Here is a 17425-nt window from a genome sequence, read left to right on the forward strand (position 1 = left end):
CTTGTTAATCCAAACCTTAATAAAGTGATTTTGATGCCAGCTTGTGATTATCCTGCTTTTTATAAAATCTTGCTGCCATAATTGACAATTCAGCGGCATCTTTCCAAAGTTTTTGATTTTTCAGTACATTTAGAGCTGCATCAAGATGAGTTTCATCATCTGTTACATATAGTGAATGTATGATGTTTAATTTAGCAATATACGCAATGTCAGATAGTTCATTCGCTAACATGAGTGACTCATTGTATGCATCCAGCCCTTGAGCTGTTTTATCTAGCTGGAATAGTACACGTGCTAACATGTACTTTGTTCTCATATACAGTGTTTTGTGTGGCTTTTTTAGTTCAATAGACAAGACATTCTGGAAAGAGTTTAAAGCTTGCTGAAGCTTTCCTTGACGCTCATAGCATATACCTAGGTTGAGATATCCTAGTGCTTGTGGCAAATCAAGGTTGGAAGCTGCTGCTAAATTGATAGCATCCTTAAGGGTTGATTCAGCTTGTTTAAATTGGGTTAAATCCATCTTATTTGAGGCGATCACCATTAGAGTAGTAGCGACCCGACTCTCTTGTAAATCTGCTGATTTAAAGCTTTCTAAAGCTTTTTTGGCATGGTTAATGGAGAAATGATTGTGTGAGATTTTGTAGTACGCAATAGCAAGATGATATTTTTATTAAGTATTTTTTATCTCTTTCAAATCTGCTGATTTAAAGCTTTCTAAAGCTTTTTTGGCATGGTTAATGGAGAAATGATTTTGTGCGATTTTGTAGTACGCAATCGCAAGCTGATAGTTAAATTCAGCACGTTCTAATTCGTCAGGTACGTTTCGAAGGCGGGTCTCTGCGATATGATAATAGTTGATAGCGTCTGAAAATAGATTTTTATAGAACTAATAAATCCAATTGAAGAAGAAATAATTATTATTATTAATTCGTCAGGTACGTTTCGAAGGCGGGTCTCTGCGATATGATAATAGTTGATAGCGTCTGAAAATCGATTTTTATAGAACTCATACATGCCATTGAAGAAGAAATAGTAATACTGAATCATGTCATCCGTTTTCTGCTTCTCTTCAATGTCTATTTGCTTCAATAAATCTTTTGATCCCTCAAACTCCTGCGCCATCATTTTGTATCTGGAATCAATCAAGTTAAAGTATAATAAGACATTTTGATCTTCTTCCATATTTTCAAAAGCTTTTACGATCTCTTTTCTCTTATTTTCAGCCTTTAGTATGTCCTGTTTCTTGATATATCCGTACCAATCACCGATCATTTTAGCAACAAATGGGCTTGCTACTTTTTCTCCCAAACAAACCTCCCCCTATCCCTTCCTTTATTTTCCCTATAATTACATATATTATCATCTATTTAAATGTTCCACACCGAAAAGATACCGCAAAAAGAACAAAAAAAGACCTCCATCGCATCGTTGCGAAGAGGTTATGTTAACTATTTTGTCTTTATACTTCTTAGAAAGGCACTTCTGTTCTCTGTTGCATTTGTCAGCATAGTCGCATTTTCATTGAGCCTTTGCACCAATGCGTCCTTAGATTTCCCTTCAAATGAAGAGATTAATGCAACATAGGCTTTTTTCATTTTCTTTTCACTATAAGTATTTTGACTAAGAGAAAAATAGTCTTCATCTGTTAAATTAGGTATGTCAGTCTTTGTATTCATGTACAATGCCCCTTCTCTCATGTAAAATGTAAGACAGAAAGGATGGTTTTATGAAAAAATACATAATTATCCTTATAACTCTGGTTATTATAACACTTGGAGGGATATTTATGAAGGAACGACACGACAAAAAAACAGAAGCCCAAGAAGCTAAAAAAGAAGAATTGTATTCCTTGGCTAAGAAAAGAATGACTGACTTTATTAAAACAAACTATCATGATATTGAACGAATTGATTATACTAATGATTATGAGGTAAACCCAATGGGTGGCATTTCAATCAATGGTTATTTAAATGGAAACAAGGACAAAAAAATTTGGGGAATATATGATAAGGCAAATGATGAAGTAGGTTCATTTATTGTTGATGCTAAAGAAAAGCCTGAGTGCGAAGATAAAGTATGCGAGTATTAAAAAGAGGATAAATCATAAAATTAATCAAACCCCTATCCGTTAAGGACAGGGGTTTGTTTCATGTACTTTCATTTTCTATAGATGTAAGTCTATAGATTTTTATTTTAATAGCTTTTCTAACGCTGCTTTTGTCTTTGGACCATAGATGCCATCAGCTGCAAGACCATGCATCAATTGGAATCGTTTGACCGCATCCGCTGTTTTTGGTCCGTAATAGCCATCAACGCCGTTGTTTTTTGCTCCTTTGTCTGGGTAGTAGTAAACCGCCGCTAGCGCTTCTTGTACAGCTTTTACTGCTGATCCCTTTAATAGGATTTGTTACTTTTAAAATGCCAGTAGGCAGGTTGTACGACCGTACAATCGCAATTGATGACACATTAATAACTGAACTAAAAAAGTATCGTATATGGCAAAAGAAAAACAAAATTAAATATGGGGTTGCATATCAATAACCTAATTTATTGATAGCCTCAACCAATGGAAAAGATATAGGAACGTTTGGTATTAATAAAGCTATTGACTCGATCCTGTCAAAAACAAATTTACATCACATTACTCCTCATGGGCTAAGACATACTCATGCAATCATGCTTCTTGAAAGTGGAGTCGATATTAAAACAGTGAGTGACCGCCTCGGGCATGCTACCATCAACATGACAGCGGATGTTTATCTTCACGTTACAAAAAAACACGAAACAGAAAGCGTTTTGAAAAGTATCTTGAAAATTAATCGGTGGGCAAACCTATTCACCCACCGTCTAAAACCTTGCTACATCACCCGTTTAAACATTTTCTCCATTTCATACGTAGAATGATGGATGATGATCGGCCGGCCGTGCGGACAGGTGAATGGGTCCTTCGTTTGCCGGAGTTCATCTAATAAGGCTTTGATTTCATCATGACGTAAATGACGATTTGCTTTGATTGAGCCTTTGCAGCTCATCATGATCGCCGCTTCTTCTCTTAGTTTCTTTATATCCACACGCTTTTCATCAAGTACTTGCTGAATGATCTCTTCAATGAGTTCAGCCTCTTCTCCTTTTGGAAACCACTGCGGATGCGATCGAACGATGTAGCTTCCTGATCCGAAGGGCTCTAAGAAGACACCCACTTTTGCTAAAATATCTTTATGCTCTTCAATAATCAGCATCTCGTTTTGAGAGTAGTGAAAGGTTAATGGCACAAGCATTTCTTGTACTTCCTGCTCAATCTCTCCTACCTTCTCACGATAATATTCGTATTTGATTCGCTCTTGAGCTGCATGCTGATCAATGATATAAAGACCGCGTTCATTTTGAGCCAAAATATACGTTCCGTGCATTTGTCCAATCGGATACATCACAGGGACACGTTCATTTTCAAAATCGTTTTCAGCCGTATTGTTATTCAGCATAGGCTTCCCATCTTCATGCGAAGCCGCAGATTCCTCAAAATACCCGCTAGCGTCATGCTTTTCTTCGTGCGTGACTGGTAAAGATGCTGCCTGGCTTTCTGGTTCAGGCATCCCGTATGTGTCGTTCTGACTTGTCTCGTATACAGCCGATTCGAGCGGGACCGGTTCATAAGGTGCAGGTGTCTCCGTTCGGTTTATATTTGTTTGTCTGGAATCAAACGTTAAGGATTGCTGCTCATTTTTCACAGCTGGCATTGGAGCTTTTTTTGGCACGTGTGCACTTGGAATAAGCTGCTGCTTTTGAAACACGTCCTTAATTCCTTGTTTGATCAGCTCATGAAGTTCCTGCTCTTTACTCAGTCTTACCTCAAGCTTTGATGGATGTACGTTCACATCCACTAAAATCGGGTCCATCTTCATGTCAATAAATGTAATCGGATGACGGCCAATCGGAAGCAGTGTATGGTACCCTTCATGGATGGCTTTCACAAGCGGGAAATGCTTCACATATCTTCCATTCACAACAGAAGACATATAATTACGTGATGCCCTCGTCACTTCTGGCAAAGAAATATATCCTTTTATTTCAAAATCAAGTGATTGCACGTGAAGTGGCAGCATTTTTTTCGCCACAGCCGTTCCATAAATGGCTGCAAGCACATGCCGCACATCCCCATTTCCATTTGTTTGAAGCAACACTTTCCCTTGATGACGCAAGCGAATTGATACTTCTGGATGAGCAAGCGCAATTCGGTTGACGACATCTGATATGTTGCCAAGCTCTGTATGAACGGTTTTCATATATTTTAGACGGGCTGGCGTATTATAAAATAAGTTGGTGACGACAATTTCGGTGCCGCGCCGGCCAGAGGTTTTTTTCTCTGAAATGATCTTACCGCCTTGGAGCACTAGGTGTGTTCCTGCTCCTTCACCGGTACTTGTCTTCATTTCAAGATGAGAAACAGACGCAATACTTGGCAGCGCCTCTCCTCTAAAGCCGAGGGTTCTCACTCGAAATAGATCATTTTCATCTTTGATTTTACTCGTCGCATGTCGCTGGAAGGCGAGCTTACAATCTTCAGCATCGATTCCAACACCATTATCAATAATTCGAATAGAAGAAAGACCTGCTTCTTCTACATCGATTTCAATAACTGTACTACTCGCATCGATCGCATTTTCAACAAGCTCCTTCACGACAGAAGCCGGACGCTCAACCACTTCGCCCGCAGCAATTTTATTGGATAGGTCATCGGATAGCTGAATAATCTTTGCCATTTTCTTGCTCACCTCACCTTACATTATAATTTCTTTTGCAATTCGTATAGCTTTGTCATGGCTTCCAGCGGTGTCATATCCATTAAGTTAAATGACTTCAATTCTTCGATCACCGCTTGATCTTTGTTTTTCAGAACAGGTTTTGTTTGCGGTTTTTCTTCCACTTCAAAGAATGAAAGCTGCTGTTTTTCCTCGGCCTTTTCTGTTTTTGGGGCTGGAGACACGCGCGGAATCACTTCATGTGATCCACTCTCAAGCTCCGTTAAGATGGTCTGGGCACGATCAATGATGGCATCAGGCAGTTCAGCAAGCTGCGCTACATGAATACCATAGCTTTTGTCAGCTGCCCCTTCTTTGATTTGATGTAAGAAAACGACGGTCCCCTCATGCTCTTCAGCTCGTACATGGACATTCTTCAGCTCGCTTAATTGAGATTCAAGTACGGTCAGTTCATGGTAATGTGTGGAGAAAAGGGTTTTAGCACCAATGTGATCATGAACAAATTCAATGATGGCCTGTGCAAGAGCCATTCCATCATAGGTGCTTGTCCCTCGTCCAATTTCATCAAATAAAATCAAACTGTTTTTCGTCGCATGCACCATCGCATTTTTTGCTTCAAGCATTTCTACCATAAAAGTACTTTGACCAGAGATCAAGTCATCTGCCGCACCAATACGTGTAAAGATTTGATCAAATATCGGAAGGGTCGCCTTTGATGCCGGCACAAAACAGCCAATTTGCGCAAGAATTGAGATCAATGCCATTTGCCTCATATAGGTGCTTTTCCCTGACATATTCGGTCCAGTAATGAGCAAAGTTTGTCTTCCTTTTCCCATATGGCAGTCATTCGGCACATACTCCTGATGATCCATCACTTTTTCAACGACAGGGTGACGACCACCAACGACATCTACCTCATCCTCTGAGAATTCCGGACGGACATAACGACGCTTTTCACTTACGGTCGCAAAGCATTGCAGCGCATCCAGTTCACTCATTTGTTTTGCAAGCAGCTGTAATCTAGGAATATATGCTTTTACTTGTTCCCGAAGCGCAGAAAATAGTTCATATTCCAATTCGCTAATATTTGATTCTGCCTCAAGAATAAGGGCTTCTTTTTCTTTTAATTCAGGTGTAATATACCGCTCTGCATTCGCAAGGGTTTGCTTTCTTTCATAACGACCTTCTTCCAAAAGATGCGTATTCGCCCGGGTTACTTCGATGTAATAGCCAAATACTTTATTAAATCCGACCTTTAAAGAACGAATCCCAGTGTATTCTCTTTCTTGCTGTTCAAGCCGCGCAATCCAGTCCTTGCCGTTTCGGCTGGCATCACGATATTCATCTAATTTTGCATTGTAGCCGTCTTTAATCAAATTGCCTTCTTTTAACGTCATTGGCGGATTTTCATAAAGAGCATCTTCTAATAAATCAAGCAGGTCGCCGCAAGGGTCAATATCATTCGCTCGAGATGCTGCCATTTCCTCTGGCAGGGAATGGACGAGTTCTTTAATGGCCGGTACTTGCTTTAGGGATTCCTTTAGTTGAATGAGATCGCGGGCATTCACATTTCCAAATGCCACACGGCCTGCTAGACGCTCGAGATCATATACTTGCTTTAATCGTTCACGAAGATCCTCTCGTTCAAAGAAATGATTCATGAGAATTTGCACCATTTCCTGGCGTTCTTTAATTTGCGAAAGGCGAATGAGCGGCCGGTCGATCCATTGCTTCAGCAGTCTTCCGCCCATCGCTGTTTTTGTTTCATCTAACAGCCACAATAAAGAGCCCTTCTTACTTTTTGAGCGAATTGTTTCTGTTAATTCAAGGTTTCGCTTTGAGTAAAGATCAATTTTCATCGTTTGTTCCAGCTCGTACAGTTGAACTTGCTGAAGGTGATCAAGACTTCTTTTTTGCGTTCTTCTTAAGTACGCATATAAGGTGAAAAATGTCGACTGCAGATGTTCATCAAGATGGGAAACGAGGGCGTCAGCTTCATCCATTAATTCGCTGCTATCTTCGTAAGAAATGGTTGCATGACAGCGTTCCCTCAGGATTTTCACCGTTTCTTCATCTAGCTGCTTTGAGACCACAATTTCTTTGGCACCGACAGAGTAAATTTCAGAGACGACGTCATCTAACCGTTCAATGAAAGCAGCCATGTTTTCACCTGTTGATAAATCGGACAGCGCAAGGCCATACCCATGTTGAAAGCTGGAAACAGATGCTATGAAGTTGTTTTCGTTTTCACTCAGCCCTTTGCCATCCATAACCGTACCCGGTGTAATCAGTTGAACGACCTCTCTTTTGACAACACCTTTCGCCGTTTTCGGGTCTTCTACCTGCTCACAAATCGCGACCTTGTAGCCTTTTGAAATTAACTGTTCTATGTATGCAGACGCAGAATGATAAGGAACACCGCACATCGGAATCGTCCCGCCATCTCTGCTTGTTAATGTGATTTCTAGTTCTTGTGCTGCCTCTTTTGCATCATCAAAAAACATCTCATAAAAATCACCTAAGCGGAAAAATAAAAAGGCATCTTGATAATCTGCCTTGATCTTTAAATATTGCTGTATCATGGGCGTATAACTTGCCATATTTCTAATCCCTCACTATATTACTTTCGAATTTATGCCATCTTCCATTATAGCATAAAAAATCGCCTTTTTTCCCCTGATATAGCGCAGAAAAAAACTAGGGAGATATGCGCCCTAGTCATCAATTACTCTTCAGGATCACCTGCTAGGAATTCTGGATGAATGTCTTCTAACTCCTCATCCACTTCTTCTTCCCACTCATGATCATCTTTTTCTTTCCAGCTTGAATTGACCTCTACCACAATTTTTGTTTCTCCTACTACTTCTGCAATGAATTCACGCTCTGCCTGAACGACAATTTTATTGCCATTTGGAGAGATGGTGACTTCTAAGCAATTGGGCTGCTGTAAGACTTTCGCAATCACTTCGTGCTCATCATCGAGAAAGTTTTTATCTTTATATCTCAGTTTGATGATATCTACATATTTCACACGTTCTGTGACCACTTCGGTTTTCGTGTTGTCTGCGTAAGAATACCACACGTTAATATCAAATGTTCCTTCAATTTCAACTGTTTTACCGACCTTTTCAGCATCATACTTATGATTAATGATCCAACCGCCTAGGATGCTGGTTGGTTTTTGCGATGGAGAAATGGTGTGTGTGCTTTGGGTAAATTTCCTCCCTTTTGCAACCACCGCTTTTGTAATAATCTCTCTGTATTCAGACATTCCGGCATGCCTCCTTGTTCTTGATCGTTTTATCTTATGCTGGGCATTCGTCTAGTGTGTCACGATTTTGAGCTTCATGTTCAATTAAATTCATTTCTGTTTCAGTGTATGCATGGTCGCCCATAAACTTGCCTTGAAAATTGGAAAAGTTGGAGAGTGAGAGGTTTGGGGTTGACTGAAATGGTGTAATTTGATGTAATAAAGTTAGTAGCCCTTCTTTATATAGGGAGGGATTTTTGTGAAATAGTTTCATATTATAATAAATATTTTTGGATTAAGCATTGAGTTTCAATTTAAATCTTTTAATCTGTAAAATCAATTCATTTTTAGTTTAAGACATTTTTATGGTATACAGGGGCTACTGCATCAACATTTTGTTGTTGGTGCAGTAGCAAAATACAAATAACATATATTATATAAAATATAAAAACCCCGCATCTGCGGGGTTTTCTCATTTAATGGAGCAACTTGGGGATGAGTTTTTCACTTTTGAACCGGTTTCTCCTAATAAAAGGTCACCGCCGGTTGAAAGGATGATTTCATCCGTTACTTGATTAGAAATCGTGTGTGCTACAAGCTGAAGCAGAGAGTTGACTTCCATTTGTGATTCTTTGAATTCTTGGATCACTGGAATGTCATCCAGTTCTTCTTGCAGGGCATCGATTTTTTCTTCAACTTGCTTTAAGGCTTCGTGTTTGCCGTAATGCTTTAAATTCACAGCTTGTTTTTGAAGCGCCTTAATTTGATTAATGATCGTCGAAATTTTTGTATTTTCATTGATTTGCGCTTCTGCTTTCTTGAAGAAATCAACTTCTTCCGTTTCAGAAATCATTTTCGCGAGCTCTCTTGCGCGCTCGACAATCTCTTTCTTTGAATAAAGCGTCATTTTAATTCACCTCGATAGCTTCTCCAACCATTTCTCCGTCAAGAGACCAAGTTTTCGCTTGTGTGATTTTCACTTTGACGATGTTGCCAATCGCTTCTTTTGGTGCTTTAAAATTCACAAGCTTGCTTTTACTTGTATATCCGGCTAGGATCTCAGGGTTGTTTTTACTTTCACCCTCTACTAATACTTCGACAGTCTGCCCTTCATATTCCTTCATTTTTTTCGCGGAAATTTCATTCACGAGTGCATTCAGGCGCTGTAGACGTTCTTTTTTCACACGCATTGGCACATTGTCTTTCATTTTCGCTGCTGGTGTGCCTTCTCTTGGAGAGTAAATGAACGTATAAGCCGCATCGAACTCAACCTCTCGATAGAGGGATAGAGTTTCTTCAAACTGCTCATCTGTTTCATTTGGGAACCCTACAATAATGTCCGTTGTCAAGGAAGCGTTTGGCATTGCTTCTTTGATTTTACGCACAAGTTCTAGGTAACGCTCACGGTCATATTTTCTCGCCATCAGCTTCAGGACAGCAGAACTTCCTGATTGAACTGGCAAGTGAATATGATCGAGAAGGTTGCCGCCTTTGGCAAGCACCTCAATTAAGTGATCATCAAAGTCGCGCGGATGACTTGTAGTAAAACGGATACGCGGGATATCAATTTTACGCAGCTCATCCATCAGATGACCAAGACCATATTCCATGTCCTCAAAATCTTTTCCATACGCATTCACGTTTTGACCAAGAAGGGTAATTTCCTTATATCCTTCTGCCGCTAAACGTCTTACCTCTTGAATAATTTCGTCTGGACGGCGGCTTCTTTCTTTACCGCGCGTGTAAGGAACAATGCAATAGGTACAAAATTTATCACAGCCGTACATAATGTTTACCCAGCCTTTGATTTTACCTTGGCGGGCTCTTGGAAGGTTTTCAATCACATCGCCTTCCTTCGACCAAACCTCGATGACCATTTCTTTTGATAAATAGCATTCGGATAAAAGCTCTGGCAGGCGGTGAATGTTGTGCGTTCCGAAAATCAAGTCAACAAATGGATGTTTCTTTAAAATACGGTTGACGACAGATTCTTCTTGCGACATACATCCGCAGACACCTAAGATTAAATCTGGCTTTTCACGCTTTAATGCTTTTAAATGACCAAGCTCTCCAAACACTTTGTTTTCCGCATTCTCACGAATGGCGCAGGTGTTTAATAAGATGACATTCGCATCTTCAGTAGAATTTGTTGGTTCATAACCAAGCGCCATAAAAATACCAGCCATTACTTCTGTGTCATGCTCATTCATTTGGCAGCCATATGTGCGAATATAAAACTTGCGACCGTTCCCTAACCCTTGAAACCGCTCGTCAATTTGAAATTGATTGTATTCGACTTCTTCTTTACCCCGTTTTTTTGCATCTTTTAAGGAAGGCGGAATGTAAACAGCTTCAAAATATTTGCTGTAGTCCTTCTCGGATTTTTTGTCCGATGAACTGATTTGTCCGCTCGCTTTTCTCTGCTCTTCATTCATGAATTCGTACTCCTTTCAAACCAAGCTCCACCCTACAGTATAGACTATTTTGTGATGAATTGAAAATAAATTCAAATGTACTATCACTTTTCAATCCACACGAATTCTACATGAATATTGAGTAGGTTTTAGCAGTAGGTTGTCTTTTCCAAGAGGGTTTTGTATTTCTTTAACAATCTTCATATTTTGTGTACCGACACTTTCAACTAAAGTAATCACATACGCTTCTTTTTCCTCTTCTGCTACCATTCGTTCTTGTTCGGACAAGAAGAATTGAAAATCATGATGAGTAAGTTTAGACCCTTTTACTTCTATTAATTTTTCTTTTCCATCCGGGTAATATGATTTGATATCAAATCCATGGCCATCTTCTGTTTCAGCCAGCCAATTGACAGCTTCTGCTAATTGTTCTTGACCAGCGGCTAACAATTGCTGTACTTCCCTTTCATAAACAAATTTCTCTGCTATCCTACCTGTCTCTTCATTTTGCTTTGCTCTTTCTTCTCTTAGTTGTTTATAAATGTCTCTGTGGATGATTCTTTTTCTTTTGAATTTTTTGCGCTGCTCGTCTTTTAGAAAGATATCTTGATCTAAATAGACTTCATAAATAAAATCATAAAAAAATTCGTTTAAAGAATTGATATCTTCTATAAAGCGATGGTGATTAAAGTGAAAGATGTTATATTTTTTAAAAATTAATGAACTTGCTACATATTTTCTAGGTCTCACTGTTTTACCTAAATAAAAGTCACCTACTTGAAAGTCCTCTAGCCTTTTATTACCTTTTAATTCAGGCTTCAATCGGTTTCTCCAAATGGCTGCTTCTTTTTTAATTTCAGATAAAGATAAATTTTCAGTTCCAGTTTCGATTGTTAAATAAAAATCTTCGCCATTCTCAGCAAATAAAATGACAATATATATTCCTTTTTGTGTGGATGTTTTTTTCGACTCCGAATTTGTCGTTAATCGCTTGTCTAAAAGAGCAATCCAAAAACATTCTGCAACTCGTCCATTTCCTGTAGATGCTTTAAAATCCAATTTATTTATATTTCTCATATGAAGTTTTTCCAGCTCAAGTTGAATTTTATTTGGTAAATCTTTGTTAAACAGTTTGTGAAAAGGGTGACTTTTGTCTATGTTTGTATTGTTTTTATAATCAAGAAATTGCTTATAAAAATCATCAGCATGAAATAACATTTCTTTCATCACTTACCTCAACATATTTTTTAATTCTATTATACATAACAAACGGTAGATTTGATGAAATATGGAAAGATTAGTGCAAAAGAAAAAGAGAGCCCTCGCTCTCTCAATCAAGTATATTCAATTTCTTCGCTTCTTCTTCGATGATGGTTAGTGCACGGTCAAGTTCTTCTTTTGTGTGCTCTGCTGTGATGATCGCTCTAATTCTCGCTTTTCCTTTCGCCACGGTTGGGAAAGCAATCCCCTGAGCAAAGACGCCTCGCTCGATTAATGCCTTAGAAAACCGGAAAGTCAGTGCCTCGTCTCCAATCATCATTGGAATAATAGGCGTTTCTGTTGGCGCCACCTCAAATCCAAGACCGATGACTTTTTCTTTAAAATAATTAGCGTTCTCCCAAAGTGTTTCAATGCGCTCCGGTTCGTCTAACAGCACGTCAATGGCTTCTTCACAGGCTCTTGTGACAGCCGGCGGATGTGAGGTGCTGAATAAAAATGGTCTTGCTTTATGCTTTAAATAGTCGATTAAAACCGCAGAACCAGCGACGTAGCCGCCAAGCACACCGACAGCCTTACTCAGTGTGCCAACTTGAATATGCACTCTGCCGTCAAGCTGAAAATGGTTAACGGTTCCTCGCCCATTTTCACCAAGCACGCCAGACGCATGAGCATCGTCAACCATTACAAAGGCATCATATGCTTCTGCCAGCCTGACGATTTCAGGCAGCGGCGCGATATCTCCATCCATTGAGAACACGCCATCTGTCACGATAAGACGGATGCGGTAATTCATGGATTTCTTTAAAATTTTCTCTAGCTCTTCCATATTAGAATGCCCGTATACTTTTTTATCTGCCTTTGTTAACCGAATCCCATCGATGATCGAGGCATGATTGAGCTCATCTGAAATGACAATATCATCTTTTGTGAGGATGCTCGATAAAACCCCTTGATTGGTCGTAAAGCCTGATTGGAATACTAAGGCTGCCTCTGTCTTTTTAAAAGCAGCGAGCTTTTTTTCAAGCCGTTCGTGCATCGTCATCGTTCCAGCAATGGTTCTTACCGATCCTGTACCAGCACCGAATTCATCAATCGCCTCTTTTGCCGCTTTCATCAGCCTTGGATGTGAGGTGAGTCCTAAATAATTGTTTGAAGAGAGTTGTATGACGGATTGTTCATTTAATGTAACCGTGGATGATTGTTTGGAATCAATTTCTTTCAACGTTTGATGAGTACCTTGCTGCTTCATTGCGTCTAATTCATCTTGTAAATACGTAAATTCTTTCATCATTTCGTCCCCCTTTGATATGATGGCATCATCAGTACGATCTTCCCGCACGTACCACTTCTCATGAGTTCAAACCCCTTTTTGAAATCTTCAAATGGCAGCGTATGCGTGACAACTGGCTGTACATCAATGGTATTTGTTCTTAAAAGTTCAGATACTTGACGCCACGTTTCAAACATTTTTCTCCCCGTTATCCCTTGAACGGTTAATCCCCTAAAAACAATTTGATTTGTAATGTCAATGGTCACTGGTCGCTCTGGCAAACTTAGTATATTGACTTTCCCGCCATTTGCACAAGCTTCGAGTGCTTGATTAATCGCAACAGGGTGTCCTGACATCTCACACATCACGTCTGCCCCTTCCATCCGCGTGAGCTGCTTAATCATTGCAACAGGATCATCTTTTCCGATATCCACGATATGATCTGCACCCATTTTTCGGGCAAGGTCCAGCCTGTATTCGTTTTTATCAACAGCAAACACTTGCACAGCCCCAGAGGCTTTCGCGACTGCGATCGCCATTAAACCGATTGGCCCGCAGCCAAAAATCGCCACTGACTTTCCTGAAACAGGTGTATGGAGAACTGTATGAACAGCATTTCCGAGCGGCTCTTGAATGGATGCAAGCTCTACTGGCATTTGATCTGGGTTATGCCATACATTTTGTTCAGGTACTTTGACGTATTCAGCAAAGCAGCCATCAATGTCTACCCCTAAAATTTTCGTTTCGCTGCACAAATGCTGCTGCCCTGTTAAACACATATAGCACTGATTACATACAATATGCGTCTCAGCCGATACAAACTCCCCTACTTTTGCACGTGAGACCTGGCTTCCCACTTTGACAACTTCCCCTGTAAATTCATGACCAAAAATGTACGGTGCTTTGACTCTCGCCTTTGCCCAATCATCCCAATTATAAATATGCACATCGGTCCCGCATATTGATGTGGCTTTCACCTGGATGAGCACTTCATGATCATTAATTTCCGGAATCGGCCTCTCCATCATCACCGCTCCGTAAGCGCTTTCTTTTTTAACAATCGCTTTCATCGTTCCACACATGACGTACAACCCCTTTGTCAAAAAACTTCTCCCAATCAGATTTTAACACGTCTTATTTTAGCCGTAAATACCACTGTCCACTACATAAGGACAAATGAACACTCCACATATTTTTTTGGATATTTTTCTATAAAAAAAGCAAATCTCCAAATAGAAGGAGATTTGCTTCAGGATTGTCAGCGTTTTTTTGAAACAGCCACATATAAGGCCGGCACAATCAGCAGTGTCAGAATCGTGGAGAAAAAGACACCTGATACGATGCAGATCGCCAGCGGCTTAAAGAGTGGATCATTGCTTAATGCAACAGGCATAAGGGCAACGAGTGCTGTGAATGCCGTTAACAAGATCGGTCTAATCCTTGCTCTTCCCGCTTCAATGACCGCTGTTCGTTGATCAAGCCCCTGTTTGCGGCGCTGTTCAATAAATTCAAACAAGACAACCGCATTTCTGACCACGATACCTGCTAATGACACAATACCCATTGTTGCCATAAAGCTAAACGGAGTTTGAGTTACAAATAGTCCAATAATCGCTCCTGATATCGCTAAGTAAACAGTTCCAAGAACTAAAAGCGGAAGCATGAGTGAATTGAACTGGAAGGCGATGGTAACATAAATGAGCAGCAAGACGACCCCAAATAAGAGACTAATTTCAATAAAGAATTGGGTTTGATCTTCATTTTCTCCACCTTGAGAAATGGTCAAGTCCTTCGCTGCATCACTTTTTCCAACGTGATTGACGACTTCTGTCATATCGTCTTTAAACGTACCTGACGTTCCAGGATATGCCTTTAATGTGATGGTCGGAATCCCGTTTTCATGCGGAATGCTTTCGTACTGCTCTGTTTGTTTTTCTTTTACGTACCGGCTAAGCGGCTCTAGCGAAGGCATACCACTGTCAGTTGTACTCACAGGCACCTTAATGTCTTTTAACTTCAATCCATTTTGATGTGTGCCCATATCCTGTTTCACCACTAAATCGATGTCATCTGTTCCTTGTTTAAAGGAGCCTAATGGAATTCCTTCTGTCACAAGCCCAAGCTGTCTGCTGACAAACTGCGCGGTGAGCCCATCCTGTGCCATTCGGTCACGATTTAATTCAAATGAGATGGTTTTCACCGGCTGATTGACATCGTCTGTGATCAAACTCGCTCCGCTTTCTTTCATTTCTTTTGTGAGCGTCTCTTTCACATCAACCAGCTTTGAAAATTGTTCTCCTGCAATGGTCACGGTCACAGGTGCTCCAGTTGGCGGTCCTTGAACAATGGTTTTCATAAAGATATCCGCATCTTTAAATTTCTCTCGCAAAGGCTCTGTCATACGATCTATCAATTCTTTACTTGTCATCTGATCATTGTCGACCCTTACAACAACCTGACCCGTGTGATCACTTGCGTTTGAGATGCTTTCATTAAACAAGTTCGGCACACCGCCGCCTGCAAAAATAGCCGTCTCTTCAATTCCTTTTTGCTGTTTGATCTCATGTTCTATTTTCTCTAGTGTTTCATTTGTTTTATCCAAGGTTGTTTCACTTGGGAGTGTGACAGTGACGACAACCTCCTTCTTATTCGCCGCAGGGAAAAATTCAAATGGTGTGACGAAAATGAGTAAAAAGGCCAGTGTCGAAACAAGCAAACCGCTAAGTCCAATCAAAAGTGGACGTCTCACGATGTTTGTCAGCACACCGTCTGCATAAAAATCGGCTAATCTTTTAAATGGTTTGCCTAAGAATCCAGGTTCTTTTTGCATCTTCTTGTTCTTTCTTTTTCGGTTTGCGGTATATTGATAGACTGGCACAAGTGTCAAAGAAATGACCATCGACGCCAGTACAGTTGTGACAAGAACAGACGGTAATGCCAGAATAAATGCCCCGTTCGCACCAGATAGGAAAACAAGCGGCAAGAAGGCAAATACAACTGCAAGCGTTGAGGTGACAATAGATCCAGCGACTTCTTTTACCCCTGCAATGGTTCCTTTGAGAGGGCTTTCGTGCTTTTTCATCTGCCTTAAAATATTATCGTTGACCACAATGGCGTCATCCACAAGTATCCCTAATGCAATGATAAAGCCAATAATCGAAATTTGGTTAAGGTCCACTTGTAAAAACGGGAGCGGAATCGTTCCGATCGTAATAGATAGCGGGATCGCAAGTGAAACGATAAACGCACCACCAATGGTTAAGCCAAGTGTGGTGACGACAATGACGGCGATGACGGCAACGATCGCTTCTTTGATTAAATCGTTAAAAATGGCATCTACTTCGCTTTTTTGTGAATAGTAGTTGATCCACTCCACACCATTTGGCAGCTCTTTCTCTTTTTCAATAACATCACTGACCTTGTCATACATTTTAGGAATATCAAGCCCAGGTTTAATATTGACTGTAAAAGAATAGGCCGGTTTTCCGTTATATGTGACGATATCACTTTTCTCTTTTTCTACTTCTTTTAAGCTGCCCAGCTGACCGATTGTGACAGGCTCACGTTTTGTTTTTGAGAAAAGCTCAATCTTTTTGATTTGATTTAATTGGTCATAAGCATCAATGGACAGCTTGACCTTCTCTCCAGCTGAACGAACGTCACCCAGCGGGGATGTATCAAATTCTTGATTGATGGCATTTGTGACATCGGTCACGTTTAAACCTTCATCCTCCAGCTTGTTTGAATCTAAGTTCAATATCGCTTGTTTGTCATTGAACCCTTTGATGACGACACCATCAACACCTTTGATGTCCTCTACTTTTTCTTTTAACGCACGCAGCGATTCCTGACTTTTTGCTAAATCAGATGATGTATTCGACACAATCATGTAGGAGCCAACCGGTACATTGCCGAACTCGTCCTTTACATCCGGCTCCATGACACCATCTGGAAAGGAAGAAGCGGCATTTGTGGTTTCATTTTTAATTTGACTTGCTACCTTTTGGAAATCGGCTTGATCATCAATTTCAAGCACAATATTGGAAAAACCAATGGCGGAAACAGAGCTTGTTTTCTCTACACCATTGATATCAGAAAGGGCCGATTCGAGCTTATTGGTGACATCACTTTCCACCTGCTTTGCATCAGCACCAGGAAAAACGGTCGAAATGGTCACGATATTCGCTTGAAATTCTGGCAGTTCTCGTTTAGGAAGCTGTGTAAACAAATAGCCTCCGGCAATGAGTACGATAAAAAATAAAATAAAAACAAGCTTTCCTCTTTTTAAAAAAGCTTCAACCATTTTTTCACCTACTTAAATATTTATTTTTGATGAAGTATTTTCAACTTAATCTTAAGTTATCATCATGGTGAAAAAATGCAAGCTCTAATATGTAGTTTTTTTATCTAATTTGTGAAAGAAATATGTTATATAAGAAATGTATAGCGGTAAACAAAAACAACCTGCTTACATGATGTAAGCAGGTTGAAAATAATAAAATTAGAA

Annotated in this window: 14 protein-coding genes and 2 pseudogenes; 2 read left to right on the forward strand and 14 right to left on the reverse strand. The window is 40.0% G+C overall.

The genetic code is table 11. From position 1 onward, the window contains the following. Positions 1 to 16: 16 nt before the first annotated feature. The 4 genes and pseudogenes from BA1_RS08970 to BA1_RS08980 all read right to left on the reverse strand — a co-directional run bounded on the left by BA1_RS08970 (position 17) and on the right by BA1_RS08980 (position 1679). Complete coding sequence (locus BA1_RS08970; RefSeq protein WP_474372818.1) at positions 17 to 655, reverse strand: tetratricopeptide repeat protein; 639 nt, start codon at positions 653 to 655, stop codon at positions 17 to 19. A gap of 27 nt (positions 656 to 682) precedes the next feature. Beyond that, a pseudogene (locus tag BA1_RS19775) lies at positions 683 to 847 on the reverse strand (aspartate phosphatase); the annotation flags it as partial. Beyond that, positions 808 to 1311, reverse strand: a complete 504-nt coding sequence (locus BA1_RS08975; RefSeq protein WP_008358003.1) for a response regulator aspartate phosphatase — start codon at positions 1309 to 1311, stop codon at positions 808 to 810. The gene BA1_RS08975 and the pseudogene BA1_RS19775, both read right to left, overlap by 40 nt. A gap of 140 nt (positions 1312 to 1451) precedes the next feature. Next, on the reverse strand, positions 1452 to 1679 hold the full coding sequence (locus BA1_RS08980; RefSeq protein WP_008358005.1) for a death domain-containing protein: 228 nt from the start codon (positions 1677 to 1679) through the stop codon (positions 1452 to 1454). A 50-nt stretch (positions 1680 to 1729) separates the two neighbouring features. Between BA1_RS08980 and BA1_RS08985 the strand changes: the two genes are divergently transcribed. Next, positions 1730 to 2092, forward strand: a complete 363-nt coding sequence (locus BA1_RS08985) for a DUF1433 domain-containing protein (RefSeq protein ID WP_008358007.1) — start codon at positions 1730 to 1732, stop codon at positions 2090 to 2092. Positions 2093 to 2191: 99 nt separating this feature from the next. Here the strand turns inward: BA1_RS08985 and BA1_RS18680 are convergent. After that, a pseudogene (locus BA1_RS18680) lies at positions 2192 to 2447 on the reverse strand (peptidoglycan-binding domain-containing protein); the annotation flags it as partial. Positions 2448 to 2553: 106 nt separating this feature from the next. On the opposite strand from BA1_RS18680, the gene BA1_RS08990 reads away from it, so the two are divergent. Next, a complete protein-coding gene (locus BA1_RS08990; protein ID WP_008358008.1) occupies positions 2554 to 2907 on the forward strand; it encodes a tyrosine-type recombinase/integrase in 354 nt (117 codons plus the stop codon). On the opposite strand, the gene mutL is transcribed toward BA1_RS08990, so the two are convergent. The 9 genes from mutL to BA1_RS09035 form a co-directional block, all read right to left on the reverse strand. Further along, positions 2862 to 4763 (reverse strand): DNA mismatch repair endonuclease MutL, encoded by a 1902-nt coding sequence (gene mutL / locus BA1_RS08995; RefSeq protein WP_008358010.1) that lies wholly within the window; start codon positions 4761 to 4763, stop codon positions 2862 to 2864. The genes BA1_RS08990 and mutL overlap by 46 nt on opposite strands. A 23-nt stretch (positions 4764 to 4786) precedes the next feature. Beyond that, on the reverse strand, positions 4787 to 7363 hold the full coding sequence (gene mutS, locus BA1_RS09000; protein WP_008358011.1) for a DNA mismatch repair protein MutS: 2577 nt from the start codon (positions 7361 to 7363) through the stop codon (positions 4787 to 4789). Between the two features lie 125 nt (positions 7364 to 7488). Next, a complete protein-coding gene (gene cotE, locus BA1_RS09005) occupies positions 7489 to 8034 on the reverse strand; it encodes an outer spore coat protein CotE (protein WP_007499466.1) in 546 nt (181 codons plus the stop codon). Positions 8035 to 8485: 451 nt separating this feature from the next. Then, entirely contained in the window at positions 8486 to 8920 is a 435-nt protein-coding gene (gene ricA, locus BA1_RS09010; RefSeq protein ID WP_008358013.1) for a regulatory iron-sulfur-containing complex subunit RicA, read from the reverse strand. A gap of 1 nt (position 8921) precedes the next feature. Beyond that, positions 8922 to 10448: a tRNA (N6-isopentenyl adenosine(37)-C2)-methylthiotransferase MiaB gene (gene miaB / locus BA1_RS09015; protein WP_008358015.1), complete on the reverse strand. Its 1527-nt coding sequence runs from the start codon at positions 10446 to 10448 to the stop codon at positions 8922 to 8924. Positions 10449 to 10538: 90 nt separating this feature from the next. Then, positions 10539 to 11654, reverse strand: a complete 1116-nt coding sequence (locus tag BA1_RS09020; RefSeq protein WP_008358016.1) for an MrcB family domain-containing protein — start codon at positions 11652 to 11654, stop codon at positions 10539 to 10541. Positions 11655 to 11757: 103 nt separating this feature from the next. Beyond that, on the reverse strand, positions 11758 to 12939 hold the full coding sequence (locus BA1_RS09025; protein WP_145939380.1) for a glycine C-acetyltransferase: 1182 nt from the start codon (positions 12937 to 12939) through the stop codon (positions 11758 to 11760). Continuing rightward, positions 12936 to 14000: an L-threonine 3-dehydrogenase gene (gene tdh, locus BA1_RS09030; protein WP_008358020.1), complete on the reverse strand. Its 1065-nt coding sequence runs from the start codon at positions 13998 to 14000 to the stop codon at positions 12936 to 12938. The genes BA1_RS09025 and tdh overlap by 4 nt, the downstream gene beginning before the upstream one ends. A 176-nt stretch (positions 14001 to 14176) precedes the next feature. Beyond that, positions 14177 to 17221 carry an efflux RND transporter permease subunit gene (locus tag BA1_RS09035; RefSeq protein ID WP_008358022.1) on the reverse strand — a complete coding sequence of 1015 codons (3045 nt, stop codon included), beginning with the start codon at positions 17219 to 17221 and terminating at the stop codon, positions 14177 to 14179. Between the last annotated feature and the right edge of the window lie 204 nt (positions 17222 to 17425).

Origin of the sequence: Bacillus xiamenensis (assembly GCF_000300535.1) — a bacterium.
GTDB classification, from domain to species: domain Bacteria; phylum Bacillota; class Bacilli; order Bacillales; family Bacillaceae; genus Bacillus; species Bacillus xiamenensis.

Bases quoted from the DNA above. Each gene is read 5' to 3' on its own strand.
- BA1_RS08980 (WP_008358005.1), bottom strand. From the start codon at position 1,679: ATGAATACAAAGACTGACATACCTAATTTAACAGATGAAGACTATTTT.
- BA1_RS08985 (WP_008358007.1), top strand. From the start codon at position 1,730: ATGAAAAAATACATAATTATCCTTATAACTCTGGTTATTATAACACTT.
- mutL (WP_008358010.1), bottom strand. From the start codon at position 4,763: ATGGCAAAGATTATTCAGCTATCCGATGACCTATCCAATAAAATTGCT.
- mutS (WP_008358011.1), bottom strand. From the start codon at position 7,363: ATGGCAAGTTATACGCCCATGATACAGCAATATTTAAAGATCAAGGCA.
- cotE (WP_007499466.1), bottom strand. From the start codon at position 8,034: ATGTCTGAATACAGAGAGATTATTACAAAAGCGGTGGTTGCAAAAGGG.
- ricA (WP_008358013.1), bottom strand. From the start codon at position 8,920: ATGACGCTTTATTCAAAGAAAGAGATTGTCGAGCGCGCAAGAGAGCTC.
- miaB (WP_008358015.1), bottom strand. From the start codon at position 10,448: ATGAATGAAGAGCAGAGAAAAGCGAGCGGACAAATCAGTTCATCGGAC.
- BA1_RS09020 (WP_008358016.1), bottom strand. From the start codon at position 11,654: ATGAAAGAAATGTTATTTCATGCTGATGATTTTTATAAGCAATTTCTT.
- BA1_RS09025 (WP_145939380.1), bottom strand. From the start codon at position 12,939: ATGATGAAAGAATTTACGTATTTACAAGATGAATTAGACGCAATGAAG.
- tdh (WP_008358020.1), bottom strand. From the start codon at position 14,000: ATGTGTGGAACGATGAAAGCGATTGTTAAAAAAGAAAGCGCTTACGGA.
- BA1_RS09035 (WP_008358022.1), bottom strand. From the start codon at position 17,221: ATGGTTGAAGCTTTTTTAAAAAGAGGAAAGCTTGTTTTTATTTTATTT.